The sequence below is a fragment of the Hoeflea prorocentri genome, assembly GCF_027944115.1.
Lineage (GTDB): Bacteria > Pseudomonadota > Alphaproteobacteria > Rhizobiales > Rhizobiaceae > Hoeflea_A > Hoeflea_A prorocentri.
On the sequence record NZ_JAPJZI010000001.1, the window covers coordinates 2,475,265 to 2,499,914 of the forward strand.

Annotated in this window: 18 protein-coding genes and 1 pseudogene; 7 read left to right on the forward strand and 12 right to left on the reverse strand. The window is 58.5% G+C overall.

The genetic code is table 11. The features are described from left to right. The first annotated feature begins 104 nt into the window (after positions 1-104). From OQ273_RS11615 to OQ273_RS11630, 4 genes are all read left to right on the forward strand, one after another. A complete protein-coding gene (locus tag OQ273_RS11615) occupies positions 105-659 on the forward strand; it encodes a PadR family transcriptional regulator (protein ID WP_267990667.1) in 555 nt (184 codons plus the stop codon). Positions 660-677: 18 nt separating this feature from the next. Continuing rightward, positions 678-1,805 (forward strand): efflux RND transporter periplasmic adaptor subunit, encoded by a 1,128-nt coding sequence (locus OQ273_RS11620; protein ID WP_267990668.1) that lies wholly within the window; start codon positions 678-680, stop codon positions 1,803-1,805. After that, positions 1,802-5,311 (forward strand): efflux RND transporter permease subunit, encoded by a 3,510-nt coding sequence (locus OQ273_RS11625; RefSeq protein ID WP_267990669.1) that lies wholly within the window; start codon positions 1,802-1,804, stop codon positions 5,309-5,311. Before OQ273_RS11620 ends, OQ273_RS11625 begins: the two co-directional genes overlap by 4 nt. Positions 5,312-5,403: 92 nt before the next feature. After that, entirely contained in the window at positions 5,404-6,147 is a 744-nt protein-coding gene (locus OQ273_RS11630) for a gamma-glutamylcyclotransferase (protein WP_267990670.1), read from the forward strand. 11 nt (positions 6,148-6,158) lie between these two features. Here OQ273_RS11630 and OQ273_RS11635 read toward each other — a convergent pair whose 3' ends face one another. The 5 genes and pseudogenes from OQ273_RS11635 to OQ273_RS11655 all read right to left on the reverse strand — a co-directional run bounded on the left by OQ273_RS11635 (position 6,159) and on the right by OQ273_RS11655 (position 12,837). Further along, the gene (locus OQ273_RS11635) at positions 6,159-7,241 is read right to left on the reverse strand and encodes a class I SAM-dependent methyltransferase (RefSeq protein ID WP_267990671.1); all 1,083 of its coding nucleotides are present in this window, start codon (positions 7,239-7,241) and stop codon (positions 6,159-6,161) included. Between the two features lie 69 nt (positions 7,242-7,310). Further along, complete coding sequence (locus tag OQ273_RS11640) at positions 7,311-8,156, reverse strand: CDP-alcohol phosphatidyltransferase family protein (RefSeq protein WP_267990672.1); 846 nt, start codon at positions 8,154-8,156, stop codon at positions 7,311-7,313. Positions 8,157-8,161: 5 nt separating this feature from the next. Next, positions 8,162-8,863: pseudogene (locus tag OQ273_RS11645) on the reverse strand (phosphatidylserine decarboxylase); the annotation flags it as partial. Between the two features lie 131 nt (positions 8,864-8,994). Next, the gene (locus OQ273_RS11650) at positions 8,995-10,890 is read right to left on the reverse strand and encodes an ABCB family ABC transporter ATP-binding protein/permease (protein WP_267990673.1); all 1,896 of its coding nucleotides are present in this window, start codon (positions 10,888-10,890) and stop codon (positions 8,995-8,997) included. A 132-nt stretch (positions 10,891-11,022) separates the two neighbouring features. Beyond that, positions 11,023-12,837, reverse strand: coding sequence for a LysM peptidoglycan-binding domain-containing protein (locus OQ273_RS11655; protein WP_267990674.1), 1,815 nt, complete (start codon positions 12,835-12,837; stop codon positions 11,023-11,025). Between the two features lie 275 nt (positions 12,838-13,112). On the opposite strand from OQ273_RS11655, the gene OQ273_RS11660 reads away from it, so the two are divergent. From OQ273_RS11660 to OQ273_RS11670, 3 genes are all read left to right on the forward strand, one after another. Further along, positions 13,113-13,721, forward strand: coding sequence for an LOG family protein (locus tag OQ273_RS11660; RefSeq protein WP_267990675.1), 609 nt, complete (start codon positions 13,113-13,115; stop codon positions 13,719-13,721). Between the two features lie 12 nt (positions 13,722-13,733). Next, a complete protein-coding gene (locus tag OQ273_RS11665) occupies positions 13,734-14,612 on the forward strand; it encodes a carbon-nitrogen hydrolase family protein (RefSeq protein ID WP_267990676.1) in 879 nt (292 codons plus the stop codon). 101 nt (positions 14,613-14,713) lie between these two features. Then, on the forward strand, positions 14,714-15,949 hold the full coding sequence (locus tag OQ273_RS11670; protein WP_267990677.1) for a glycerophosphodiester phosphodiesterase family protein: 1,236 nt from the start codon (positions 14,714-14,716) through the stop codon (positions 15,947-15,949). 19 nt (positions 15,950-15,968) lie between these two features. On the opposite strand, the gene OQ273_RS11675 is transcribed toward OQ273_RS11670, so the two are convergent. The 7 genes from OQ273_RS11675 to OQ273_RS11705 form a co-directional block, all read right to left on the reverse strand. After that, positions 15,969-18,350, reverse strand: a complete 2,382-nt coding sequence (locus OQ273_RS11675; protein ID WP_267990678.1) for a S8 family peptidase — start codon at positions 18,348-18,350, stop codon at positions 15,969-15,971. 130 nt (positions 18,351-18,480) lie between these two features. Beyond that, a complete protein-coding gene (locus OQ273_RS11680; protein ID WP_267990679.1) occupies positions 18,481-19,227 on the reverse strand; it encodes an SDR family oxidoreductase in 747 nt (248 codons plus the stop codon). After that, positions 19,220-20,158, reverse strand: a complete 939-nt coding sequence (rarD, locus tag OQ273_RS11685) for an EamA family transporter RarD (protein WP_267990680.1) — start codon at positions 20,156-20,158, stop codon at positions 19,220-19,222. Before rarD ends, OQ273_RS11680 begins: the two co-directional genes overlap by 8 nt. Positions 20,159-20,310: 152 nt before the next feature. Further along, complete coding sequence (gene cimA, locus OQ273_RS11690; protein WP_267990681.1) at positions 20,311-21,909, reverse strand: citramalate synthase; 1,599 nt, start codon at positions 21,907-21,909, stop codon at positions 20,311-20,313. Between the two features lie 2 nt (positions 21,910-21,911). Beyond that, on the reverse strand, positions 21,912-22,406 hold the full coding sequence (locus OQ273_RS11695; RefSeq protein WP_267990682.1) for a GFA family protein: 495 nt from the start codon (positions 22,404-22,406) through the stop codon (positions 21,912-21,914). Positions 22,407-22,449: 43 nt separating this feature from the next. After that, positions 22,450-23,820 carry a cysteine--tRNA ligase gene (cysS, locus tag OQ273_RS11700; protein WP_267990683.1) on the reverse strand — a complete coding sequence of 457 codons (1,371 nt, stop codon included), beginning with the start codon at positions 23,818-23,820 and terminating at the stop codon, positions 22,450-22,452. A 191-nt stretch (positions 23,821-24,011) separates the two neighbouring features. Beyond that, positions 24,012-24,626, reverse strand: coding sequence for a LysE/ArgO family amino acid transporter (locus OQ273_RS11705; protein WP_267993084.1), 615 nt, complete (start codon positions 24,624-24,626; stop codon positions 24,012-24,014). Between the last annotated feature and the right edge of the window lie 24 nt (positions 24,627-24,650).

Below are 24,650 nucleotides of genomic sequence, written 5' to 3' on the forward strand. Positions count from 1 at the left end.
TTTGATATATATAGAATGACTATATGCTCACGAAATATATTGCTTCGCGCTGATCCGGTCAGTTCCCCTGCCCGTATCTGTCATCGAAGGGCAAGGGGTTATTGATGAACGTTCGTACGGTATGCCTGGCGATTTTGCAGTTTTCCGACGCCACAGGCTACGAAATCAAAAAAATGTCGACGGAGGAGCAATTCTCCTACTTCATCGACGCGAGTTTCGGATCGATTTATCCGGCGCTTTCGCGGCTGCAGGAGGACGGTTGCGTGACGGTGCGCGAGGAATATGAATCCGGCAAACCGCCCCGAAAGGTCTACTCCATCACAGACAAAGGCCGCGAGGAGCTGATTGAATCGCTTCAAGTGCTGCCACGCCCCGACACCTTCAAGTCCGAGTTTTTGCTGATCGCCCTTTGCGCGGGTCTGCTCGACCGGGACACCATTGTGCGAGCAATCGACAAGCGAATCAGTGACCTGAAAAAGGACTTTGAAATGTTCGATGAAGCTCAGTCATGCGCCGAAAACGGACCGGCAGGATTGAGCTGGGTCGCCGACTACGGTCGCTTCGTGCACGAAGCGAGCCTTCAGTATCTTCTGGAACACCGGGGCAGACTGGAAGCGTTGACACTTGCCCCCGACCGCCCAAGCGAAGCGGCCGAATAAAAAGACAGGAGCCATGTTATGGCATTTCGCATCAAGGGATCTCATATCGCCGCATTGGTGATTGCAGGCGCGGTGATTGGTTGGATGGGCACGGGCAATATCGTTGTCGGCGGCCAGGCCAATTCGGAAAACGCCGTTTTACCGCCGGCCGAACGCGAGGAAAATCGCGACGAGCTGTTCAAGGTTCGTTTCGTGACCGTCAATCCGGAAACGCGGCCCAACATTCTCCTTGTAAGAGGCCGCACCAAGGCCGATGCAATCGTGCCCGTTCGGGCGGAAACATCGGGAACGCTTGAGAAACGGCTGGTTTCCAAAGGCGACCGCGTCGAACAGGGCGATCTGGTTTGCCAGCTTGACCGCGGCGTACGGCAGGCAGCCGTGGACCGGGCGCTTGCGGCGTATGAGCAAGCCGTTTTCGACTATGAAGGCTCCGCCTCCCTACAAAAGCAGGGCTTTGCCTCTGAGACGCGCATGAAGGCGCTCAAGGCGGCAATGGACGGTGCAGCGGCAACGCTTGCGGAAACCAGGCTTGAACTTGACCGTACCGACATCACGGCGACTGCCGATGGCGTGGTGCAGGACCCGATCGCCGAAATAGGCGACAATCTCTCCGGCGGCGATGTCTGCGTCACCCTGATCAACGCCGACCCCCTTCTCTTTATCGGGCAGGTGTCGGAACGACAGGTCGGACAGGTCGATGTCGGAAACCGGGCCCAGGTGCAACTGATTTCCGGCGAGCTCGTGTCAGGCACCATCCGCTACGTCGCCTCCTCGGCCGACGAGGCGACACGCACCTTCCTGATCGAGGTCGAGATCGACAACCCTGACAATGCCTTGCGGGACGGAGTGACGGCGGCCGCCCAGATTGAACTGGACGGCTCGGAAGCCTATCAGATACGCCCGTCCTGGCTGACGCTTAATGATGAAGGTTCCGTCGGTGTGCGCGTTGTCGACGAAGACAATTCGGTTTCGTTCAGGCAACTGAAAATCATTTCACACACGCCGGATACGATGTGGGTTACGGGACTTGAGCCCGGCACCAGGGTCATCTCAGTCGGCCAGGACTACGTGGTCCCCGGCCAAACCGTAGAGCCGGTGGCGGCCGATATAGCTGCCACAATGAGCAAGGATGACGTTCGCTCATGACTTCCGCGCTGCAAACAATCATCTCACGCCCGAAGACCGTCCTGACATTGATGATCTTCATGGTGGCGGCCGGGATCATGTCCTATATCGGCATCCCCAAGGAAGCCAATCCGGATATTGACGTTCCCGTCTATTACGTCTCGATCAGCCAACAGGGCATCTCGCCGCGGGATGCCGAGCGGCTGCTCATACGGCCGATGGAAACATCGCTTCGCGGGCTTGACGGGCTGAAGGAATTGACGGCCGTCGCCTCGGAAGGTCACGCCGGCATCGTCCTGGAGTTCAACATTGAGACGGACAGCGACCAGGTTCTCGCCGATGTGCGTGACAAGGTGGATGAGGCAAAGGCGGAGCTGCCCGCCGAGGCCGACGAGCCGACCATCACCGAGACCAATTTCGCGCTGCAGCCGACGATCATCGTGACGCTTTCCGGCGATGTACCGGAACGCACGCTGACGACACATGCGCGGCGGCTCAAGGACGAGATCGAGGCGATCTCATCGGTCCGGGAAGCCAGCCTGACGGGCAACCGTGAAGAGATGCTTGAGGTCATTGTCGACCTCATGAAAATGGAATCCTACGACGTCACGCAGGACGAGTTGCTGAATGCGCTGACCCAGAACAACCAGCTGGTGGCCGCAGGCTTCATCGATGACGGCAACGGCCGCTTCAATGTCAAGGTTCCCGGCCTTGTCGAGACGGCGCAGGATGTCTTCGAAATCCCGATCAAACAAAGCGGCGAAGGTGTTGTCACGCTTGGCGAACTGGCGGAAATCCGGCGGACCTATAAGGATCCCTCCGCCTTCACACGCGTCAACGGGCAGCCGGCCATCTCCATCGAGGTGACCAAGCGCATCGGCACCAACATCATCGAGAACAATGATCAGGTGCGTGCGGTCGTGCAGGATTTCACCAAGGACTGGCCGAAAGCCATCCATGTGAATTATCTGCTCGATCAGTCGAGCTTCATCTTCGAGGTGCTGGGTTCGCTGCAATCGTCGATCATGACGGCAATCGTGCTGGTGATGATCTGTGTTGTGGGGACGCTTGGCCTGCGTTCCGGCCTGCTTGTCGGCCTGGCGATACCGGGCTCGTTCATGCTCGCCTTCCTGATCCTCGGCGGTCTTGGCATGACCGTCAACATGATGGTCATGTTCGGCATGGTTCTGACGGTCGGCATGCTGGTGGACGGCGCGATTGTCGTGACCGAATATGCGGACCGGAAAATATCCGAGGGCATGTCGCCCGCCGACGCCTATAAACGCGCGTCCAGACTGATGTTCTGGCCAGTGGTCTCGTCAACGGCGACAACACTTGCTGCCTTCCTGCCGCTTCTGCTTTGGCCGGGGGTACCGGGCGAATTCATGAGCTACCTGCCCAGAATGGTGATCATCGTTCTGACGGCATCGCTGCTGACGGCCCTTGTCTTCCTGCCGGTGACCGGAACGGCGTTCGCACAGATCGCCGCGATCGCATCAAGGAACTCGAGCCTGGTCAGCGGACTGCTGGTCGGAGCGATTGCGGGTTTCTTCGCGTTTGCGGGACCAATGGCCGCGCTTGGCGCTCCGATCCAGTTTGTCGGAGCAGTCGCCATTGCTGCCCTTGCCTTCTTCCTGACCTACAGCGTGACCGGCTTCATCAACTCGCGGCGAAGTGAAAAGACCGATCCGGAAGCCGATCACGTTGCTCTCATGTTGTCATCGAGAGCCGAACTGGACGTCAAGAAAGTGCCCGGAATAACCGGCGGTTATCTGCGCTTCCTGCGTTACGCCGCAGGCACGCTTTGGGGCAACGTTCTTGTCATCGTGTCGATCCTGTCGATGACGGCGGCGAGCTTCATCTACTTTGCCAATAACAATAACGGCGTCGAGTTCTTCGTCGACGAGGAGCCGGACGTCGCCATCGTCATGGTGTCGGCACGCGGCAACATGTCGGCGACCGAGATTCGCGACCTTGTCGGCGAAGTCGAATCCGAAGTGCTGCAGGTTCCGGGCATTGAGAATGTCGTGATGATCGCCAAGGCGTCCAGCGGCGGCGGCGGCGGCAATTTCCTCAGCGGCGTGCAGGACAAACCTGCCGATGTCGTCGGTGAACTGCAGATTGAACTGGCCGATTATTGCTGCCGGCGCCGGGCAGTCGAGATTTTCGATGACATCCGCCAACGCACCGCCAACATGGCGGGCATCAAGGTGGAGGTGCGCAAAATCGAAGGCGGACCGCCGACGGGCAAGGATCTGCAGCTTGAAGTCAAATCCACCGACTACAATGCCATGGTCGCCGCGGTTGACCGTGTCCGTGACTATGTCGACACGGTCGATATTCTTTCGGACCAGGAAGACGGACGTCCCCTGCCCGGCATTGAGTGGCAGATCGACGTCGATCGCGAACAGGCGGGCCGTTACAATGCCGGTATTGTCGGTGTCGGCTCCATGGTCCAGCTTGTGACCAATGGCGTTCTGATCGGCACCTACAGGCCGAACGACTCCGAGGACGAGGTGGATATCCGCGTCCGGCTGCCGCAGGAGCAACGCACGCTCGATCAGTTCGAGCTGCTGAAACTGCGCACGGCGAACGGCCAGGTACCGCTGTCGAACTTCATCGAGCGGTCACCGCAGCAGAAGGTCTCGTCCATTACGCGCCGTGACGGCCTCTACGCCATGGATGTCAAGGCGAGCGTTGCTGACGGAGCCATGGTGGATGGTCGGGCGGCGACACCGGACGATGCCGTCAAGGATGTTCAGGCATGGCTCGATACGCAGGAATGGCCGGACAATGTGTTCCTTAAGTTCCGCGGCGCGGATGAAGAACAGGAAGAGTCTGCAGCTTTCCTGCAAAATGCAGCGATTGCGGCCCTGTTCATGATGTTCGTGATTCTGCTGACGCAGTTCAACTCCTTCTACCAGACGATCCTGACGCTCTCGACCGTGATCCTGGCTGTCTCCGGCGTACTCGTCGGCATGGCGGTGACCGGCCAACGCTTCTCGATCATCATGACGGGAACGGGTATCGTGGCGCTTGCGGGTATTGTGGTGAACAATGCCATCGTGCTCATCGACACCTTTAACCGAATGCGGGCCGAAGGGGTGACGGATATCCGTCAGGCGGCGCTGAAGACGGCTGCCCAAAGACTGCGGCCGATCATGTTGACGACGATCACCACGATCCTCGGCCTGATTCCGATGGCGCTTCAGATCAACATGAACTTCTTTACCCAAACGATCTCGGTCGGCGGCATCACATCGATCTGGTGGGTGCAGCTTTCCACGGCGATCATCTTCGGCCTGGCCTTTTCGACAATGCTGACGCTTGTCCTCATTCCGGCCATGCTGACGATGCCGTTGAATATTGCGGACAACTGGGGTTCGTTCAGGAACCGGATTTCCCGCATGCGGCACTCCGGAAAGGATGGCGAGCATCTCGAAGGCAAGCCGGCCGACGACAAGGGAACCGGCAAGCAGGCCGATAATGACGACCTGCCCATTGCCCGGCCGGACGCTGCCGAATAACAACAAAACGCCGCCTTCGGGCGGCGTTTTTCTTTGATCCAATCTTTCGGCGCCGGGATTGTGATCCAGCCCGTTGCAGCTAGTATGGCGGCATGACGCCCAAGCACGACCCTTTCGAGCATCACCCCGAGCTGCGTGACAAGATTACCGATCCGCTCACCTCGTTTTTCAGAACCTTCAAACCGTCGGACTTCGATCCCCGCATGAAGGAGGCCGGTCTTCCGGCGCACTGGCGTTTGAGCGATGAGGAACGGGAAGCCACGCGACATGAGGCGCTTTGTGGGCACATGGACGAGGACCTATGGGTCTTTGCCTATGGGTCTCTCATGTGGGACCCCGGTTTCCTGTTTGCCGAGGTTCGCAAAGCCCATGTGGATCTCTATGCCCGCTCCTTTTGCCTCAAGGACGAGATGGGTGCGCGTGGCACGCGCGGGGCGCCAGGGCTGATGGCGGCGCTGGACAGTGGCCCAGGATGCACAGGCCTTGCGTTCCGCATCGAGCAACAGCTTCTGGATGAAGAAACCATGATCCTGTGGCGCCGCGAAATGGCGACGGGTGTCTATATTCCGGTCGTAGTTGAAGCTGAAACGGCACACGGGCCGGTCAAGGCCGTAACCTTTGCGGCCAATCACAATGCCAGTCGCATCCGCAACGACCTGCCGCGGGAAGAACAGGTGCGCTACATCGCGACCGGCGCGGGCATACTTGGTACAAGCCTGGAATATATCGAGAACCTTGCCGATCATCTGATCGCTCTCAATATCGATGATGCAGAGGTCTTTTCTCTTTTGCACGAAGCGCGGGTGTTCCGTAGCGGACGACAACAGCAGGCTTGAAGCGACCCGTTTTATTGAGCCGTGCGACGCAGAACGATTGTCATGAACCAGAGCTCGAAGGCATATTTGCTGGTTTCCTCGCGATAGAGTGCCTCGAGCCGGTCAAAAAACTCTTTATCCAGCGCGTCCACCTCGGCGATATCTTCAACGCTGGGTTCAAACAGCTGACGGCGCAGCGTCGATGCCGCAAAGGCATGAACATAGCCGCGATAGTGGCTGGCATAATCCTTCGGATCGGAAACGAAATCCGCAAAAACGTCATGTGCACGTCCTGGTGCCGACCCCACGCTGAGATAGTCCAATTCGAAGGCAGCGGATAAAACCGGATCGTTTTTCAACGGCTCTTCGGCATCCTCGGCGGTCGGGAACCAGAGCGCAAAAACGAAATTATCGAGCACGTCCTGATTGATCAGCTCATCGTCCGCCATCTGCTGTGCAACCATTTGCAAGGCGCGATAAATGCCGCGTCCGGACGCTGCGATACCGTTGACTTCGTCTTCCTGAGCGATGGAACCGAGCGTCGAAACAAGAAGGTAGCCGCCGGGGCGCAATTCTTCTGCCCGGCGCTGCAGAAAACGAGCCCAGTCCTGCCTTGCAATCTCAGCCATTTCATCCCGCGCATCCCCGGTCAGGTCGGCAAACCAGAGAACGCCCGGCGAATGAATTTCAACCGCGTGGCTGAGCCAGTGGCTGGCTGCAAAACAGGTGCCGAGCGCGACCGATCCCTCGGAGGCCATGCGGTCATAGAATGAGCCGATGGACGCTTCCGTGCGTATATTCGGATTGCCGTATGAGTAGCCGGCGCCGGCGCGCGTCAGTTCAAACAGCGCGTCCCAGTCATTGCCCGGCTGATCCGCATGACATACCACAATCTGCGCGTCCGGGAACTGATCCTCATAGACCTCGACCGCCGGCAGAACGGCATTGATGGCACTGATCCCCGGTCCACATCCATAGTCGACAATCCGAAACTCGGGCTCAACCCTGCCGATACGTTCAACAAGATCGCGAATGCGACCGGCCTCAAGGTTCACGCCCTGCTGTTGAGCGCGCGAATTGCGGTTGTAATCCACCATTCCTTCGGTGGATTTCATGGGTTCATGCGGAGATCGTTTCATCGGGTTGGCTCTTTGCTTGGCAGGCCTGCGTTCACGGGCAGCCGTCTAGGACGGATCGATGGCCTGTTCTGCTTCTTCTGCTTGCTTTTGCGCTCCATAACGTTTGCTCCAGGCACGCGCGCCGAACGGCAGCGAGATCAGATACAGCACAGTGGACGCGGTCATGGTTTCCCATGTGTAGGTCATCAGCAGGGCAACGTAGAGGACAATAACAAGCATCAAGGGAAAAACGAGATCGCGACGAATACGCTGTCCCAGGGACTTGCCTGAATAGACAGGCAGCCTGCTGACCAGCAGAAAAGCGATCAGAAGCGTGTAGACGGAAGCAACATAGGCAAAGACAACACCCGGCTGGATACCGAGAAAACCGAGATAGACCGGCAAGAGCACAAGGATCGCTCCGCCCGGCGCCGGGATGCCGACAAAGTAGTCCGTTTGCCAGCTTGCCTTGACGTTCCGGTCCTCCATCACATTGAAACGGGCAAGTCTGAGGCCAGCCGCAATGGCATAAATCATCGCGGCGATCCAGCCGAAGGACTGCACGTGATCGAGCAGGTAGGCATAAAGCACCAGCGCAGGGGCAACGCCGAAATTCACGATATCGGCGAGTGAATCCATCTGCGCGCCGAATTTGCTCGACGATTTGAGCAATCGGGCCGCGCGTCCGTCAACAGCGTCGAGAAGAGCCGCCAGCAGAAGCATCGCGACCGCAAGTTCAAACCGTTGCTCGAATGCCAGCCTGATGCCAGTGAGGCCAGCGCAGATCGCCAGGGCGGTGATGATATTGGGCACCATCATCCGCAGGGAAATCTCGCGCAGACGCGGTCCCCTGCTCTCGTCCCCGTCGCCGGGGGCGCCGTTCGGGTCGAAAGAAGAAAAACCGGAATCCATGACGCCTAAGCCCGCCGCGAGACGGTCTTGCCTTTGTCTGTGTCGAAATCAGCGAGCACCGTTTCACCCGCGATGGCCGTCTGGCCGACCGAGACCCGTGGAACCGCCTTTAGCGGCAGGAACACGTCGAGGCGCGAGCCGAAACGGATCAGACCAAAGCGTTCGCCCGCATCCAGATGGTCGTTTGCGGCCGTCCAGCACAGGATACGGCGCGCAACGAGCCCGGCAATCTGCACGACACCGATTGCACCATTCGAGGTTTCGATCACCATGCCGCTGCGCTCGTTTTCCTCGCTTGCCTTGTCGAGCTCGGCATTCAGGAACTGACCGGGCTTGTAGACCACATCGCGGACTGTCCCTGCCATCGGCGCACGGTTCACATGACAGTTGAAAACATTCATGAAGACTGAGATGCGCAGCATCTCCTCATCGCCGAGATCAAGCTCCTGCGGCGGTTTCATCTGTACGATGGAGGATACGCGGCCGTCCGCCGGGCTGATGACGAGGTCATCATCCAAAGGCGTAACGCGTTCCGGATCGCGAAAGAAATAGGCACACCATGCCGTCAACAGCAGGCCGATCCAGAACAGCGGATCCCAAATCCAGCCGAGAATAAGCGACGCAGCAAGGAATATAAGGACAAATTTGTAGCCCTCCTTGTGCACCGGAACCAGCGTGTTTGAGATCGTATCGATCAGACTCATAGGAAACTCCTCAGGCGGCCTGCATTTGCTTCGCCTGAACGAAGCAACGGCCGCAGGCTTTTATATAGCTACAAATATGGCTGACTTGAACAACTGTTTGAGCGGTATCCCGATCTATGCACCGGCCGCGCCGATCAATGCGGTTCCTCATGCGGCCGTTTTCGTACGACAACGCCCAGATCGTCGTGTTCGCGGAAGTCTTTCAGCTTTTCCTCTGTTTCCCGCGCTTCGCGCTGACGATTCCACATGTCGAGATAAAGGCCCTTGTGCTTCAGGAGTTGCTGGTGCGTTCCGCGTTCGGCGATGACGCCATCCTGCAGCACGATAATCTCGTCCGCGCCGATAACGGTCGACAGGCGGTGGGCAATGACCAGCGTCGTTCGTCCACGGCTGACAAAATCGAGTGCTGTCTGGATTTCCTGCTCGGTCGCGGTATCGAGAGCCGAGGTCGCTTCATCGAGGATGAGAATGGGCGGCGCTTTCAAAATGGTTCGGGCAATGGCCACCCGCTGCTTCTCGCCGCCGGACAGTTTCAGACCGCGCTCTCCGACCATGGTTTGCAGGCCCTGCGGCAGGCTGTCGATAAAGCTGCCGATCTGCGCCATGTCGGCGGCCTGGCGCACCTCGTCATCACTGGCGCCGATACGGCCGTAGCGTATGTTATAGGCAAGCGTATCGTTGAAGAGGACGGTGTCCTGAGGCACCATGCCGATGGCGTTTCGCAGCGACTCCTGCGTCACGTCGCGCACATCCTGGCCGTCAATGGTGATCGCGCCTTCCTGAACATCGTAGAAGCGGAATAACAGGCGCGACAGGGTTGATTTGCCGGCTCCCGACGGGCCGACCACCGCAACGGTCTTTCCGTCCGGCACCTCGAAACTGATGCCTTTGAGAATCGGCCGGTCAGGTTCATAGCGAAAATGCACATCGTCGAAGCGGATCGCACCGGACCGCATCTTCAATGGCTCCGCGCCCGGCTTGTCGACTACCTCTTCGCTGATATCGAGCAGGTCGAACATGTTTTCGATATCTGTCAGTCCCTGACGGATTTCGCGGTAGACAAAGCCAATGAAATTGAGCGGGATCGAAAGCTGCATCAACATGACATTGATGAAGACAAAATCGCCGATCGTCTGCTCGCCGCGCTGAACGGCAAGCGCGGACATGACCATCATCACCGCCATGCCGACGCCGAAAATCACCCCCTGCCCCAGGTTCAGCCACCCGAGAGAGGTCCAGATCCGTGTGGCGGCGTGCTCGTAGCGCTCCATTGACTTGTCGTAACGGTCGGCTTCCATTTTTTCGTTGCCGAAATATTTCACCGTTTCGAAATTGAGCAGCGAATCGATGGCCTTGGTATTGGCGTCCGTGTCGGATTCATTCATGTCGCGGCGGATGGCGATGCGCCAGTCGCTGGCTCGAACGGTGAACCAGATATAGAGCCATATGACGAGCGCCGTCACGCCCACATAGGACCAGCCATAGGCAAAGCCGAATATGAGCGCCACAAGGACAAATTCGAGCAGTGTCGGGAGCGTGTTGAGGATCGTAAAGCGGACAATCGCCTCAATGCCCTTCACGCCGCGTTCTATAATGCGGGAAAGACCGCCGGTGCGCCGTTCCAGATGGAAACGCAGCGACAGGCGGTGCATGTGGACGAACGTTTTATAGGCAAGCTGGTGCACCGCATGCTGTCCGACGCGGGCAAACAGCGCATCGCGCAACTGGTTGAAGCTGAGCTGAATGATGCGGGCAGCGTTGTAGGCGACGACCAGCATCACCGGCGCGATCAGGATCGCCGGCAGGAACTGCAACCCGTCATGATTGCCGTTGAGTGCATCGGTCGCCCACTTAAAGAAGTACGGAACCACCACCTGCGCCAACTTGGCAAGCACAAGAAACGATGCAGCATAGATGACGCGGCGCTTCAGGTCTGCCCTGTCCGAAGGCCACATATAGGGCCAAAGATTGCGCAACGTATGCAGCGGATTACCGGTATCGGCAGCAATTGTTTTTTTCTGATCTGACAAGAAAACGCCTTTGAGTAAGCGCGTCGCCGGCTGCGCGGTTCCGACGCAAAGGCGGCGATTGTGACCAATCGACGCCTACACATTAGATAGGTTCTAAGGACATGCCGTCAAGCATGGGTTGTCAAGCCGGCGTCAGCGTGCCCTGATACGCTCGCGGTGAAGCTCTTCGGCATTGTCCAATGGTTCATCGGGCACCGCAAAAATCTGACCAGGTTCGATCATGTCGGGATTTTTGATTTGATCGGCATTGGCAAGATAGATCGTCGTATAACGTACACCACGTCCGTAGATGCGTCGCGAAATCTGCCAAAGCGTGTCACCGCGCCGGATGATGACCGAACTGTCACGAGGCTCAAGCGCGGCCTGGACCACGGTTTCGGTCTCGTCTTCGGCCGGAGCCGCCGCGACCTCAACGTTCTCCGCAGGTTCGTCAACTGACGCGGAGGCGGCGCTATCATCGGCTGAGCCTTGCTCAACAACCGCTTCCGGTTTTACGTCGGCTACTGTATCGCCCGTCTGCTCAGCGGTCGCAGCCTGTCCGCCCGCACCGGCGTTTTGCACCGGCTCTATTTCGGCCTTTGCGCTCATATCAGCGGCTGCATCAGCAGACTTGGCGGGCGTCTGTGCTGCTTGCGTTTCGCTTGCCGTCCCGGCGGTATCGGTCTGTTTCTCATCTGTTGAACTTGTAGCCGTTTCCGCCGCAGCAACGGCGGCAACCAGCTCTCCCTCCGGCCGCGTGAACGGAACAGCGACGCGCATTGCCGGAGCGACATTGCCCCTCATCGTCAAATCGGCACTGATCGTGTGATCGCCGACGGCAATGTCCTTGTCGGCTTCAACAAGGAAACGGCCGGTCGGGCTGACCCTGCTCGTTCCGAGCGGTTCACCATTGGCAAAGACGCTGACTTCGGCGCCCGGCGTTGCCGAACCGGCGACGAACATGCGACCGCCCTCGATTTCAACGGCATCGATGCGCAATGCAGGTTCAACGGCAACCACGGCTTCGGACTTTTGATCCGGCTCAGCGGAAGCCATCGCGACCTTCTCCTCACCGTCCGACGCTGGTGCAGCAGCCTGATCTACGGCTTCTTCCTTGCCGGTGTCGGCTTCGGCCGATGCTACCTTGGATCCTTCCGCGGTCCCTTCAGAACTCGCGGCCGGCTCGCTTGCCGCCGCCTGAGTTGCTGTCTCATCCGCGCTCTGTTCATTCGAGCCCGTGGAAGCAGAAGCGGTTTCCTGCCCCTCCTCCTGCGCAGGCTTTGTCATCGCGGCGTCTGCGGCCGGTTCGGAATTGGCGTCTTCCTGAACAGCGGTTTCAGCGGGCTGCGCAGCGGCCACCTCTGCCTCGGCTTTCGCCTCAGGCTGACCTTCCGGTTTGGTCAGTATCCGGCTCGCCTCGCCCGGTTTTGTCACCATGACCAGGAGCTCCGTCGGTTCATCCTCCGGAACACTGATGGTTGCCACTTCTTCCGATTGTGCGGCAGTTTCATCACTGCCGAGCGAACGCAGGACAATCTCATGGTCGCCCGGTTTCAGCGCATCCTCCACCACGGCGACAAAATCCCCGGAGGCTCCAGCATCTGCTTCCGCAATCACCTGACCATTGTTGACGATCTGAACCTTCGTGCCCGGCACTGCCTGTCCGGCGACGAGGGTCGATCCATCGGGTTCGACCCTGACCACATCGAAAGTCGGCGCTTGTTCAGCCTTTGCGGAATCGGATGCCTCGTCCACCTCCGGTGCGGCTTGTGTTCCGGCACTCTCAGCCGGCTCCTCGGTGGCGTCATCACTCTTCTCGGCGGTCTTGTCGGTGCCGGCCGGCGCCTGCTCTTCGGTTGCAGTCTGCTGCGGTTCGGCAAACGGATCCGTCTGGTAGACATAGACGCCGACGAGGATGATGATCACCAAGCCGACGAGGGCCCAAACCAGGGATTTGTTCTTGTTCATTTTATGCTCCAGTCGGCGCGGCAATTCGCGGGCGGCCCCAAACGGATCACGCCAATCCGTCCCCGTGCCGTTGTCCCCTCACGTGCACGCGGTACGCGGCACCGAGCCCCTAAAATCGCCGTCAAACTAGAACTTTTGCCAGGTCCAAACAAGCATTTGCGGCGCTCAAAAACGGCTGAAAGCCGAGAACCTGGGGGTAATTGGCAAAAATACATCAGGTGCGGCGCGAAGCTGGGTGCTTGACCTGTGCCAGCCCGCCATGTTTGCTCGTCGTCATGACAGAGATTCGCTCAATTTGTGTTTATTGCGGCTCACAGCCGGGCAACGATCCGCAGTTCGATAACGCCGCCCGCGTCCTTGGACAATCGATTGCCGCAAACGATATCCGGCTCGTTTACGGGGGCGGAACACAAGGTCTCATGGGAACCGTTGCCGAGGCCGTCATTGGAGGCAAAGGTCTGGTGACCGGGATCATTCCGGAGTTCCTGCAAAGCCGCGAGGCCGGCAACGGCAAGAAGCTGACGTTCGATGAGCACATCGTGACCAAGGACATGCATGAACGCAAACATGCCATGTTCGAAAAATCGGGAGCATTCGTCGCCCTGCCGGGCGGCATCGGGACGCTTGAAGAGATCATCGAGATCATGACCTGGTCGCAGCTTGGCAGACACCGCAGGCCGATGGTGCTGGCCAATATGGCCGGCTTCTGGAATCCTCTGCTCGACCTGTTGAATCATATGGCGCATGCCGGCTTTCTTCACACCGCGCACCTGGCGCGGCCGCTGGTTGCGACAAATGTCGAACAGATCGTGCCAATGATCATGGCTGAATGGGAAAAGGGCGATGTCGGCGCCGGCGACCAAGCCGTTATCGACCGCATGTGAGGCAGCCGAGATATGGATCATGTGAGGGACAAAGTCCGGATTGCATCGGTTCAGTGGCAGGCCACAGCGCTTGATGCGAGCGGTGTCTTCCAGCGCTTTTCGGGCTTCGTTTCTGCAGCTGCGGACTATAGCGCCGATTTCATTGTTTTTCCCGAGCTTTTTACGCTCTGCCTGCTTTCGGGTGAAGAGCCGATGGATGCCGCCGACATTGCAAGACGGTCCGACGCCCATACGCAGGCATTCATCGATCATATGCGTGCTCTGGCAAAGGAGCATGAGATCAATATCGTCGCCGGTTCACATCTGATGCTGGACGAAGACGGCATTGCGCGCAACCGCAGCTTCGTTTTCCTGCGTGACGGCAGCCTGCATGCGCGCGACAAGCTGCACCCGACGCCGACAGAAAACGATCCGTGGAGGGTTGCGGGCGGCAACAGGGCCGACATTGTCGAGACGGCGTGTGGTCCCGTCGGCGTGATGATCTGCTACGACAGCGAGTTCCCGGAACTTGCCCGTCACCTCATCGATCAGGGCGCGCGCATCCTGTTCGTTCCCTATTGCACCGACACGGTGCATGGTCATCTGCGGGTGCGCTATTGCTGCCAGGCAAGGACGGTGGAGAACCAGTGTTATGTCGTCACATCCGGCATGACCGGACGCTTTCACAACATCCCCGAACAACATGATGCATATGCGCAATCGGCTATTCTGACACCGAGCGATCTTCCCTTCGCACGCGACGGGATTGCTGCGGAGGCAACCGCGAATGCGGACATGATCATCTATGCTGATCTGGACCTTGGTGCCCTGGATTGGGTGCGCAAGGAAGGCGCGGTTCGCAATCTCAACGACCGCAGGCACGATCTTTATTCGGTAAACTGGACAAGCTGACCGCGACTGCCATTTATTGAATTGTCGCATTGGGCCTTTATGGTCGATGCCAAGACGCCAAAAGCGCATAACTGCAAGTGTTTCAATACCGAGGGGGCTTCATGAAACCGGTAATCGCACTCTTCAGCCTGTCGATTCTACTCTCCACGTTTGATGCGGCGCCGGTTATGGCCAAGGACGGCAGCGCCGTACAGCTTGGGCCCCGCCCATTCTTTCTGATGAAAGGCCTCGAAGACGGAGAGCTGAAAGAAGCACTGAAACAATGTGAAAGCGGCCCTTTCTACAAAAGCGATTTTTCCATCGGCCACCGCGGCGCACCACTTCAATTTCCGGAGCATACGGAAGAATCCTACCGGGCTGCGGCGCGCATGGGCGCAGGTATTCTCGAGTGTGATGTGACCTTTACAAAGGACCGCGAACTGGTGTGCCGCCATTCACAGTGCGATCTGCACACCACGACCGACATCCTTTTAAAGCCCGAGATTGCTGCAAGCTGCAGCGTTCCTTTCTCGCCGGCGGATGCGGCGAGCGGCAAGAAGGCGGAAGCAAAGTGCTGCACCTCGGACATTACGCTGGAACAGTTCCGGCAACTGACCGGTAAAATGGAGTCATCCGACCGCGACGCAACGACAGTCGAACAATATGTCGGCGGCAATCCCGGCTGGCGGACCGACCTCTATTCGACACGGGGCCGTTTGATGACGCTGGCCGAGTCGATCAATCTGTTCGAGGAGCTCGGTGCGAAGCACACACCGGAGCTCAAATCCGCAGGTGTCGCCATGCCCTTTGAAGGTGACTTCACCCAGGAGGACTACGCGCAGAAGATGATCGATGCCTACAAGGCCGCCGGCGTGCCGGCCGATCGTGTCTTTGCTCAATCCTTCAATCCCGCCGACGTGGCGTACTGGATCGCCAACGAACCTGATTTCGGTGCGCAGGCCATCTATCTCGATGGCCGCTTCAGAAACGGCATTGACCCCGAAGATGCGGCCACCTGGACACCGTCAATGGAGGCGTTGAAGTCCGGCGGGTTCAACTATATCGCCCCGCCGCTGTGGATGCTGGTCAAGACCGGAGACGATGGCCGCCCTGCCCCGTCCGCCTACGCAAAGGCGGCGAAGAAAGCAGGTCTTGAGATCATCGCCTGGACCGTGGAGCGCTCCGGCACCCTGACCTCCGGCGGCGGATGGTATTACCAGACGATCGCGGACATAACCAACAACGACAGCGACACACTTGTTCTGCTGGATGTGCTGGCAAAGGATGTCGGCGTGGCAGGTGTCTTCTCGGATTGGCCGGCGACGACGACCTACTACGCCAACTGCATGGGGCTATGAAGGCACTGTTGAGACAGCTTCAAAACCGGTGGACCATGGCCGCCATGACATTACCGCCCGTGTTTCCGGATGCATGTCCTTCGTTGAACGAAAAGGCGGCGCCAAAACGAAGGTCTGTGTCGGGGGACAAGGCAGTCGCATAATCGAAGCCAAAATCGATCTGCCGGGCCTCCGGCTCCAGATCGACGGGCACGGCGTCATACAGCACCCGCCCTTCCTTGTCGCGGCCGATTGGCAGCAGAAGGCTCGCCTGACCGGTTTCAATACGCAACGGCTGCTGGACCGAAAAAGTCAATGAATCCCTGCGGTTCCAAACGCCGTTCATCCGTGTGCCGATTGCAAATCCACTGAACAGGGCTGGCTCGACCGACGTCAAAAGCCCGGCATCATTCGTTCTTGAGGCTCCAAACTCCGAGTTTACGAAGAATTCGAACCCACCAACCGGAATCGAGATCCCGGCGTTAAACGCCATTGAGGCCGTTTCAAACGTACTTTCCTCAGCAAGCCTCAAACCGAGGAAAGAACCAGATTCCGCCGTTCCGGTCAGACCGAAGGTGAGTGCCGCCCCGCCATCAAGGCGAAACGCCCGCGACGCGCCCAGTCCGAAGGTCTGCTGATCTTCATCGGCCGTATCCGAAAATGCAAAAAAACCGGCATTGCCCCCCGGCAATTGCATGCCGGTTCCAAATGCACGGGCATTCGGAGCCAGTCCGAGCAAGGAGGCCGGATCGGCAAAAGACGGTGATGCGGACGGGCTTAGCCCGAACTGCGCGCCGACATCCTCGGCCCATCCGAAAACCATGGAACTGTCGGTCGCCTGCAAGCCACCCGAGAGCGTCGAGAAGCCAAAGCTGCCAGGGCTGGTCGCCGGGCGTTCCCCGGCGCCCCGCGCGAAGCGGCGCAGCCGTTCGTCGAAATTATCATCTTCCTCTGCCGCAAGGATGCTGGCCGGGACGTAAAAATCCGTGCCCAGCGCATCGAACAGCGCCATTTGGCGGCCGGCAAGCGCATTGGCAACGGCATTGCCCTGCGCGGAGCCGGAAACCATTGAGACCTGTGCAACCGGTACGGTCGGATCGCTTGCTAAAGAGGTCGTGGATACGCCCAGACTTCCGATCGGCAGAAGGGCCGCCTTCAAATCCATGAAGCCGTGGCCGAATTCCTCATTGTAGTTGTGCGTGACACCGTTGCCGAAATCGACGGACCCGTTGACGGTTGTGAAGAAGGAGTTGTTGGCCGAGGCCAGCAGCCGGTCGACGATCTCCGAGGAATAAAGGTTTGGAAATGCTTCAGACAGCAGTGCCACCGCACCGGATATCTGGGGGGCGACGAAGGAGGTGCCTATCGTATTCTTGTAAGCTGCATCACCAACATCGCTGGCGGTGTAGACATATCCCTGTCCTGTGAGGCAGTAAGCGGCTGCCTCCATGCATCTGGCAGACTGCCGGGTAGCGCCAATCAGATCGCCGCCGCTGTTATACTCCGCAATCGCATTCACGCCGACGATCCAGGCACCCTGCAAAGATGAATCCAGTGACGGCAACGCGGCGATAAAGCTTGCACTGGTGTCGGTCGAAACATTCGATGCGGCGAATACAACAACACCCTCAGTCGTAAACTGCCTGAGAGCGTTGACATATTGCGCCCAATCGCTTGCGCTTCCCCCTGCCGCATTGGCGAGCCTGTCACTCAATGTCAAACCGGAGGCGCTGTTGATGTCGTCAACGGTAAACGTTTCATCCTCGCGCGGGCCGGGACCCCAGATAAAGCCCCAGGAATTGTTCTGGACAACGGCACCGGCGGCGTAAGCATCATTGGTTGCGGCTGCCAGCGCCGTCGGCGATGAGGTAAGCCGTGAAAGGTGAAGATCGGCGCCTGGCGCGACGCCCATCATTCCAACGCCGTCCCTCTTTCCCGCGGCGACTGCCGCGACCCCGGTGCCATGATCCTCAAAGCTTGACGGAAAAGTGCCGAAACTGGTGATGGACTTGCCTGCAAATTCCTGATGCGTCGTGCGGAAGCCGCTATCGACAATGGCAATCAGTTTACCCGCTCCCGTCAGCCCCAATGAATGTGCGTATTCGAGATTGATGACCGAAAAGGCATTTTCCCTCGTCGTCAGGCCACTGTTCTTGAGAAGGATTGAACCGAAAACATTGTCCTGTTCGAGAAATTCGGCGGAGTTTCGCACGGTTGCCGCGTCAGCTTCATCGAAGCTCGTAACGGCATGCGTGGTTCCTTCATGCGCTGTCAGCAGGTTGCCGCCGGAACTCGCACTGCCGGAACCATTGCCGCCGCCGGGGCCACCCGATGTGCAGCCTGTCAAGGCCGCCGCAACAAACAGTGTGGTGACGCCGACCCAAGGCATAAAGGGGTGTGGGCTTTGCGGGGTTGGTTTCATCAGACGGCCGTCTTCAAGAAAGCTGGGTTGGACATGCCATTGAACAGGAACACAGCGAATCAACTGCCAATACCGTAGCGGCAGCCAGAGCGATTTTCCAATTCAAATCCGGATACGGATTGAAACGTTGTCAGAGACCGCCAGCGACCCGCAGCACTGTACCGGTGGCGTATCCCGCCTTTTCCGACGCCAGCCAAAGGACGGCTTCGGCGATATCCTTGGGCGTGCCGGCACGCCCAAGCGGCGAAGCCTTGGCGGTTTGCACGGGTCGATGCGGATTGCCCTCGGTGCGATGGATGTCCGTTTCCACGGTTCCGGCCTGAACGGCGTTGACCCTGATGCCGTGCCGGCCGACTTCTTTCGACAGGCCGATTGTCATTGCATCAATCGCCGCCTTTGATGCTGCATAGTGCACATATTCCCCTGGACTGCCGAGTGTCGCCGCAAGGGACGAGATGTTGACGATCACACCGCCCTTACCGCCAGTTTGCGTCGACATGCCCCGGATCGCCGCCCGCGCGCAGTAGAACGCTCCAAAGACGTTAACCTCGAAAACTCGTTGCAAGACCGCATCCGAAAGAGCCTCAACCGTGGTCACGCCGCCTATGATACCGGCATTGTTGACCAGCAGGGTCGGCGCTCCGAGCTGTCGGACGCACGCCTCAAACAGCCGGTCCACCTCAGCCGATGAAGCAATGTCTGCCTTGACGGCGATCGCCCTTACACCGGATTTTATACAGTCTTTGACGACCCGGGACGCACTTTTTTCATCTGATACGTAGTTGATGCAGATGTCATAGCCCTGCCGCGCGGCAAGGACCGCCGTTGCTGCGCCGATACCTCGCCCTGCCCCGGTTATGATGGCGACCTCAGCCATGTGTATTCTCCCGTGCTTCATCCAACTGTGCCCTCCTCGCGGCGGCGCGCAAATCGGAGATCGCTGACCAACTATAGAGGCCAAGCGCCAGCCAGATCAGGCAGAAGGCAAGAAGCTGCCAACCGGAGAACGGCTCCCGGAAGACAAAAACGGCGATCAGGAAAATCAGCGTCGGGGCGACATACTGCATCAGGCCGATGGTTGAGAGCCTTAGCAGCTTGGCGCCAAGCGCATAGCAAATCAGAGGAATTGCGGTTGCAGGACCGGCAAACAGCAAAAGCAGCGTGTCGTTCGCATCACCGGCGAAGAAATGCCCCATCCCCTCGACATCGAGGACAAGCAGGATGAAAAGTGCGGGAACACTTAGGAGGACGACTTCGAGGAAAAATCCCTGTGATGGGCCGATGGGCATTGTTTTGCGAAAAAAGCCGTAAAACCCGAAGCTGAAAGCAAGCGACAGCGAAACCCAGGGCAAGCCGCCCGCGTCATAGGTCAGAACCATGACGGCAACCACGGCAAGGGCAATTGCGATGAGTTGAGCCCGGTTGAAACGTTCGCCCAGAAACAGCGCGCCCAGCATGATGCTGACCAGCGGGTTGATGTAATAACCCAGCGCGGTTTCCACCGTTCTTTCATGGGCAACCGCCCAAGTGTAGATGCCCCAGTTCACAGCGATCATGGTTGCGGTCAGGAAAGCCAGAGCCAGCGTTCGCGGGGTGCGCAAGGCCTGTTTCAGATCGGCTGTCCTGCCGAGAAAGAGTATGATGATCCCGGCAACCGGAATGGAACACAAGATCCGGTACGCAACGACTTCGATCGCCGGCACATGATCCACGGCTTTCATGTAAAAGGGCAGCAATCCCCACATCAGATAGGCCGATATGCCAAAAGCAAAACCGCGCGTGGCGCTACCGGATTCTGAGCCGTTCATGGCAAGATGCTTCCATTACAATAAAATCAATGGGTTGAAACGATTTTTGGATAAATCGAGTCAGCGATATTAAAGCTATATGTCGACCGTCCGGGTTCGCTGACGCCGGCGCGACAGGCAATCATATCGGACGGTGAAGATCAACCGGAATGTCAGTCCTTGCGGACCATCATCAGCTTATAGGTAACCGAATCCATGAGCGCCTGGAAGGAGGCATCGATGATGTTGTCTGAAACGCCGACGGTCCACCAGCGTTTGCCGGTCTGGTCCCGCGATTCAATCAGCACCCTTGTTATTGCTTCGGTCCCGCCATTGAGGATACGCACCTTGTAGTCCGTCAATTCCAGGTCTTCGATCTCGGCCTGATATTTGCCAAGATCCTTGCGCAGGGCGATATCGAGAGCATTGACCGGACCGTGCCCCTCGGCCACCGACATGGTGGTCTCACCGTCAATCTCCACCTTCACAATGGCTTCCGACACCGTCTTCAGGTTGCCGTTGGCGTCGAACCGGCGCTCAACCATGACCCGGAAACTGTCGACGCGGAAAAACTCCGGAACACGTCCGAGCGTGCGCCTGGCAAGCAGTTCGAAACTGGCGTCCGCCGCCTCGTAGGCATAGCCCTGCGCCTCATGTTCCTTGACGATTGAAATCAACCGGTCGAGCCGTGGATTGTCCTTGGAAACCTCGATGCCGCGTTGTTGCAGCTCATTGATAAAATTCGACTTTCCGCCCTGGTCCGAGACCATGACCTTGCGTTTGTTTCCCACGGCTTCGGGCGGAATGTGCTCATAGGTCTGGGGATCTTTCAGCAGTGCAGATGCGTGAATGCCGGCCTTGGTGGCGAATGAGGACACGCCGACGTAAGGCGCCTGTGGCTCAGGCGAACGGTTCAGCAATTCGTCAAACGCATGGGACAGCCGTGTCAGGCCCTTGAGCTTTTCCTCGTCAATCGCGGTTTCGAACCGGCTGTTCCAGACCGTTTTCAAAACGAGTGTCGGAACCAATGTGACGAGATTGGCGTTGCCGCAACGCTCGCCGATCCCATTGAGAGTGCCCTGGATCTGGCGCACGCCTGCATCGACTGCGGCCAGCGAATTGGCAACGGCCTGCCCCGTATCATTGTGTGCATGAATGCCAAGGCGCTCGCCCGGTATGCCCGCCTCGATCACGGCGCTAACGATCCTGGAAACCTCGTCCGGCTGCGAACCGCCATTGGTGTCGCACAACACGACCCACCGCGCGCCTGCCTCGAATGCAGTGCGGGCACAGGCCAGCGCATAGTCGGGATTGGCCTTGTAGCCGTCAAAAAAATGCTCGCAATCGACCATTGCTTCCTTGCCGGCCGAAACCGTTGCTTCAACCGAGGCCGCAATACACTCGAGATTCTCCTCATTGCTGATGCCGAGGGCGACATCGACATGATAATCCCAGCTCTTGGCAACAAAGCAAACCGCGTCGCTGTTTGACTGCAGCAAGGCCGACAGGCCCGGATCGTTAGACGCCGACACCCCTGCCCGCTTGGTCATGCCAAAGGCGACAAAATCAGCATTCTGCAGCCGGTTTCTTTCGAAGAACTTCGTATCCGTCGGGTTGGCGCCGGGATAGCCGCCTTCAACATAATCGAAGCCGAACGCATCGAGTAACTTGGCAATCGCAATCTTGTCCTCGACGCTGAAGTCGATGCCCGGTGTCTGCTGGCCGTCGCGCAGAGTGGTGTCAAAGAGATAGATTTTTTCGCGTTGTGTCATGTCTAATGCTGCCTTGGCGGCCATTCTTTTGTGTCGTGGTCAGGGTGCTGCCGGTTTGTCTTGCGGATGCGCTCGAAATGCTCTGGGTCATCCTGTGCTGCGTCATCCGTTGGTTGGCCCGCAAGCCCGTCCAGTTCTGCAAACCAAGGCATCTTTGCTTCGTATCCGAACTGTTCGGACGGCCGTATATCGGCCGGTCTGTCGAGAGATCCAAGGGTGATGTTGAGATGCTTGGCCTTTGTCGTCTCGAAAATCAGTGGCGTACCACAATCACGGCAGAATCCCCTGCGGGTTACATCGGTCGAGTTGAACCACGCGATCTGTCCACGCGTGACTTCGAACTCATTCTTCTGGGCGTTGGCTAGCGGCATGAAATAGTTGCCTGATGCTTTTTGGCACATGCGGCAATGGCAAATATGCGGCCATGTCAGTTCGCCACGAACACGATAGCGCACTGCGCCGCACTGGCATCCGCCTGTCATCGGCTCTTGCGTCATCGCTGTATGCCCCGGAACTTCTGGATGCTGATCGATATCCCCATCACATCGCCTCCCAGGTCGTTGTGCGGTCGCCGGTCTCGGGATCCTTGCCATCCTTCAACTGGATCCCCTTCGCGGCCAATTCATCACGAATGGCATCGGCGCCCGCCCAATCCTTCCGGCCGATCAGTTCAAGGCGAGCGGCAATACGTTCGCTGATAACCGCTTCGTCGACCAGTGCGGTCTTGGCCTGCCGATAGGCCAAAAAACCCAGCATCTTCATGGAGGATGCAAGGGCCTCACCGTCCAGCGCATTAAGGCGCGGCAAGGCTGCCGATACATTCAGGTCGTCCGAGAGCGCTTCGATAACTTCGGGGTCGGGCGTCCCACCGTCATCGGCATCTCCTGCGCGCCTCGCAAATTTTTCCAGAAGCCGCTCGGCCTCTTCAAGCTTGCGTACGCTGAAATCGATCGGCTCGCGGTAGTGGGTCATCAGCATGGCAAGACGCAGCGCCTCGCCCGGCCAGCTGCGCCCGCCGAACTTCTCGCTCGCAAGCAGTTCGTGGATGGTCACGAAATTGCCGAGGCTCTTGGACATTTTCTGCCCTTCAACCTGCAGGAAACCGTTGTGCATCCATATATTGGCCATGCGGTCGGTGCCATGGGCACAGCGCGACTGAACGATCTCGTTCTCATGGTGCGGGAAGATCAGATCCAGCCCACCGCCGTGAATGTCGAAAACCTTGCCCAAGTAACGTTCGCTCATGGCCGAGCATTCGATGTGCCAGCCGGGACGGCCAACGCCCCATGGCGAGGGCCAACCGGGTTCGTCACCGGACGAGAGCTTCCAGAGGACAAAATCGCCGGGGTTCTTCTTGTGATCGTCAACAGCCACGCGGGCGCCGGCCTGCTGGTCTTCCAGTTTCCGGTTCGACAGCTCGCCATAGTCATCGCTCGACGTGACGTCGAAAAGGACCTCGCCGCCTGCCACATAGGCATGGCCGCGCGCGACCAGCGTTTCGATCATCGTCTGCATCTGGGCGATATTGTCCGTCGCCCTTGGTTCGTGGGTCGGCTCAAGGCAGCCAAGCAGACCGATATCGGCATGGAACTGATCGGCGGTCTTCGCCGTCACCAACGCGATCGCCTCGTTCAGCGGCTTTTCCGGATAGTCGCGGGCCGCACGCGCGTTGATCTTGTCATCGACGTCAGTGATGTTGCGCACATAGGTGACCTTGTCCGCGCCATAGTGGTGCCGCAGGAGCCGGAAGAGCAGATCGAAGACGATGACCGGTCTGGCATTGCCAATATGGGCATAGTCATAGACCGTCGGCCCACAGACATACATGCGCACGTTCTGCGGATCGATCGGCTGGAAGTCTTCCTTCCTGCGTGTCAGCGTATTGTAGAGCGAAAGGCGTTTATCGCCCATGCGTCGAACTCCCTTGTGCCTCAGGCCAGGGCGTTTGTCTTTGCGTTGTATATGAGACGAAAACGGCCAGGCCAGCGGTTGGCTAGCGAATAATAATGCAGCAGATGCAAATAGCGGCGGCGCCGCGAAGCGTTTTCATGCGGCAACTTATCGCTGCTTGCGGCTGTCGCGTCAAGTCGTTAGCCCTCGCATCACCCGTTGAGGAAGCGCAACAGCAATCCGACGGCCAGGGCAGCCATGATCAAGCCGATGATGATGTCGAGAACGCGCCAGGCGATTGGTTTGGCGAAAACCGGTGCCAGAAGCCTTGCACCATAGCCGAGGCCAAAGAACCAGACGAAGGAGGCCACGCAGGCACCAGCGCCGAATGCCGTCCGAGCCGCCCCTTCATAACCACCGGAAATCCCGCCGATCAGGAGAACGGTATCCAGATAGACATGCGGGTTGAGGAATGTAAGCGCCAGACATGTGGTCACCGCCGCCCAGAGACTTCCGGCCGTACGTTCCGCCGCTTCAAGACCGTGCGGGTGAAGGGCGCGCCGGAATGCAAGCAGCGCATAGCCGGTGAGAAACGCGGCACCGCCCAAGGTGACGATACTGATCAAGGACGGAGAGCGGGCAACAATCGTGCCGAGACCGGCAACACCCGCGGCAATCAAGGCCGCATCCGAGAACGCGGCAATCAGGCACACAATGAAGACATGCGAGCGCACCAGACCCTGTCGAAGGATAAAGGCGTTCTGGGCACCGATCGCTATGATCAGTGAACCGCCGAGCACAAAGCCTGAAGCGGCCGCCCCGGCTATCGGATGGTCAAACATTCTTCCGCC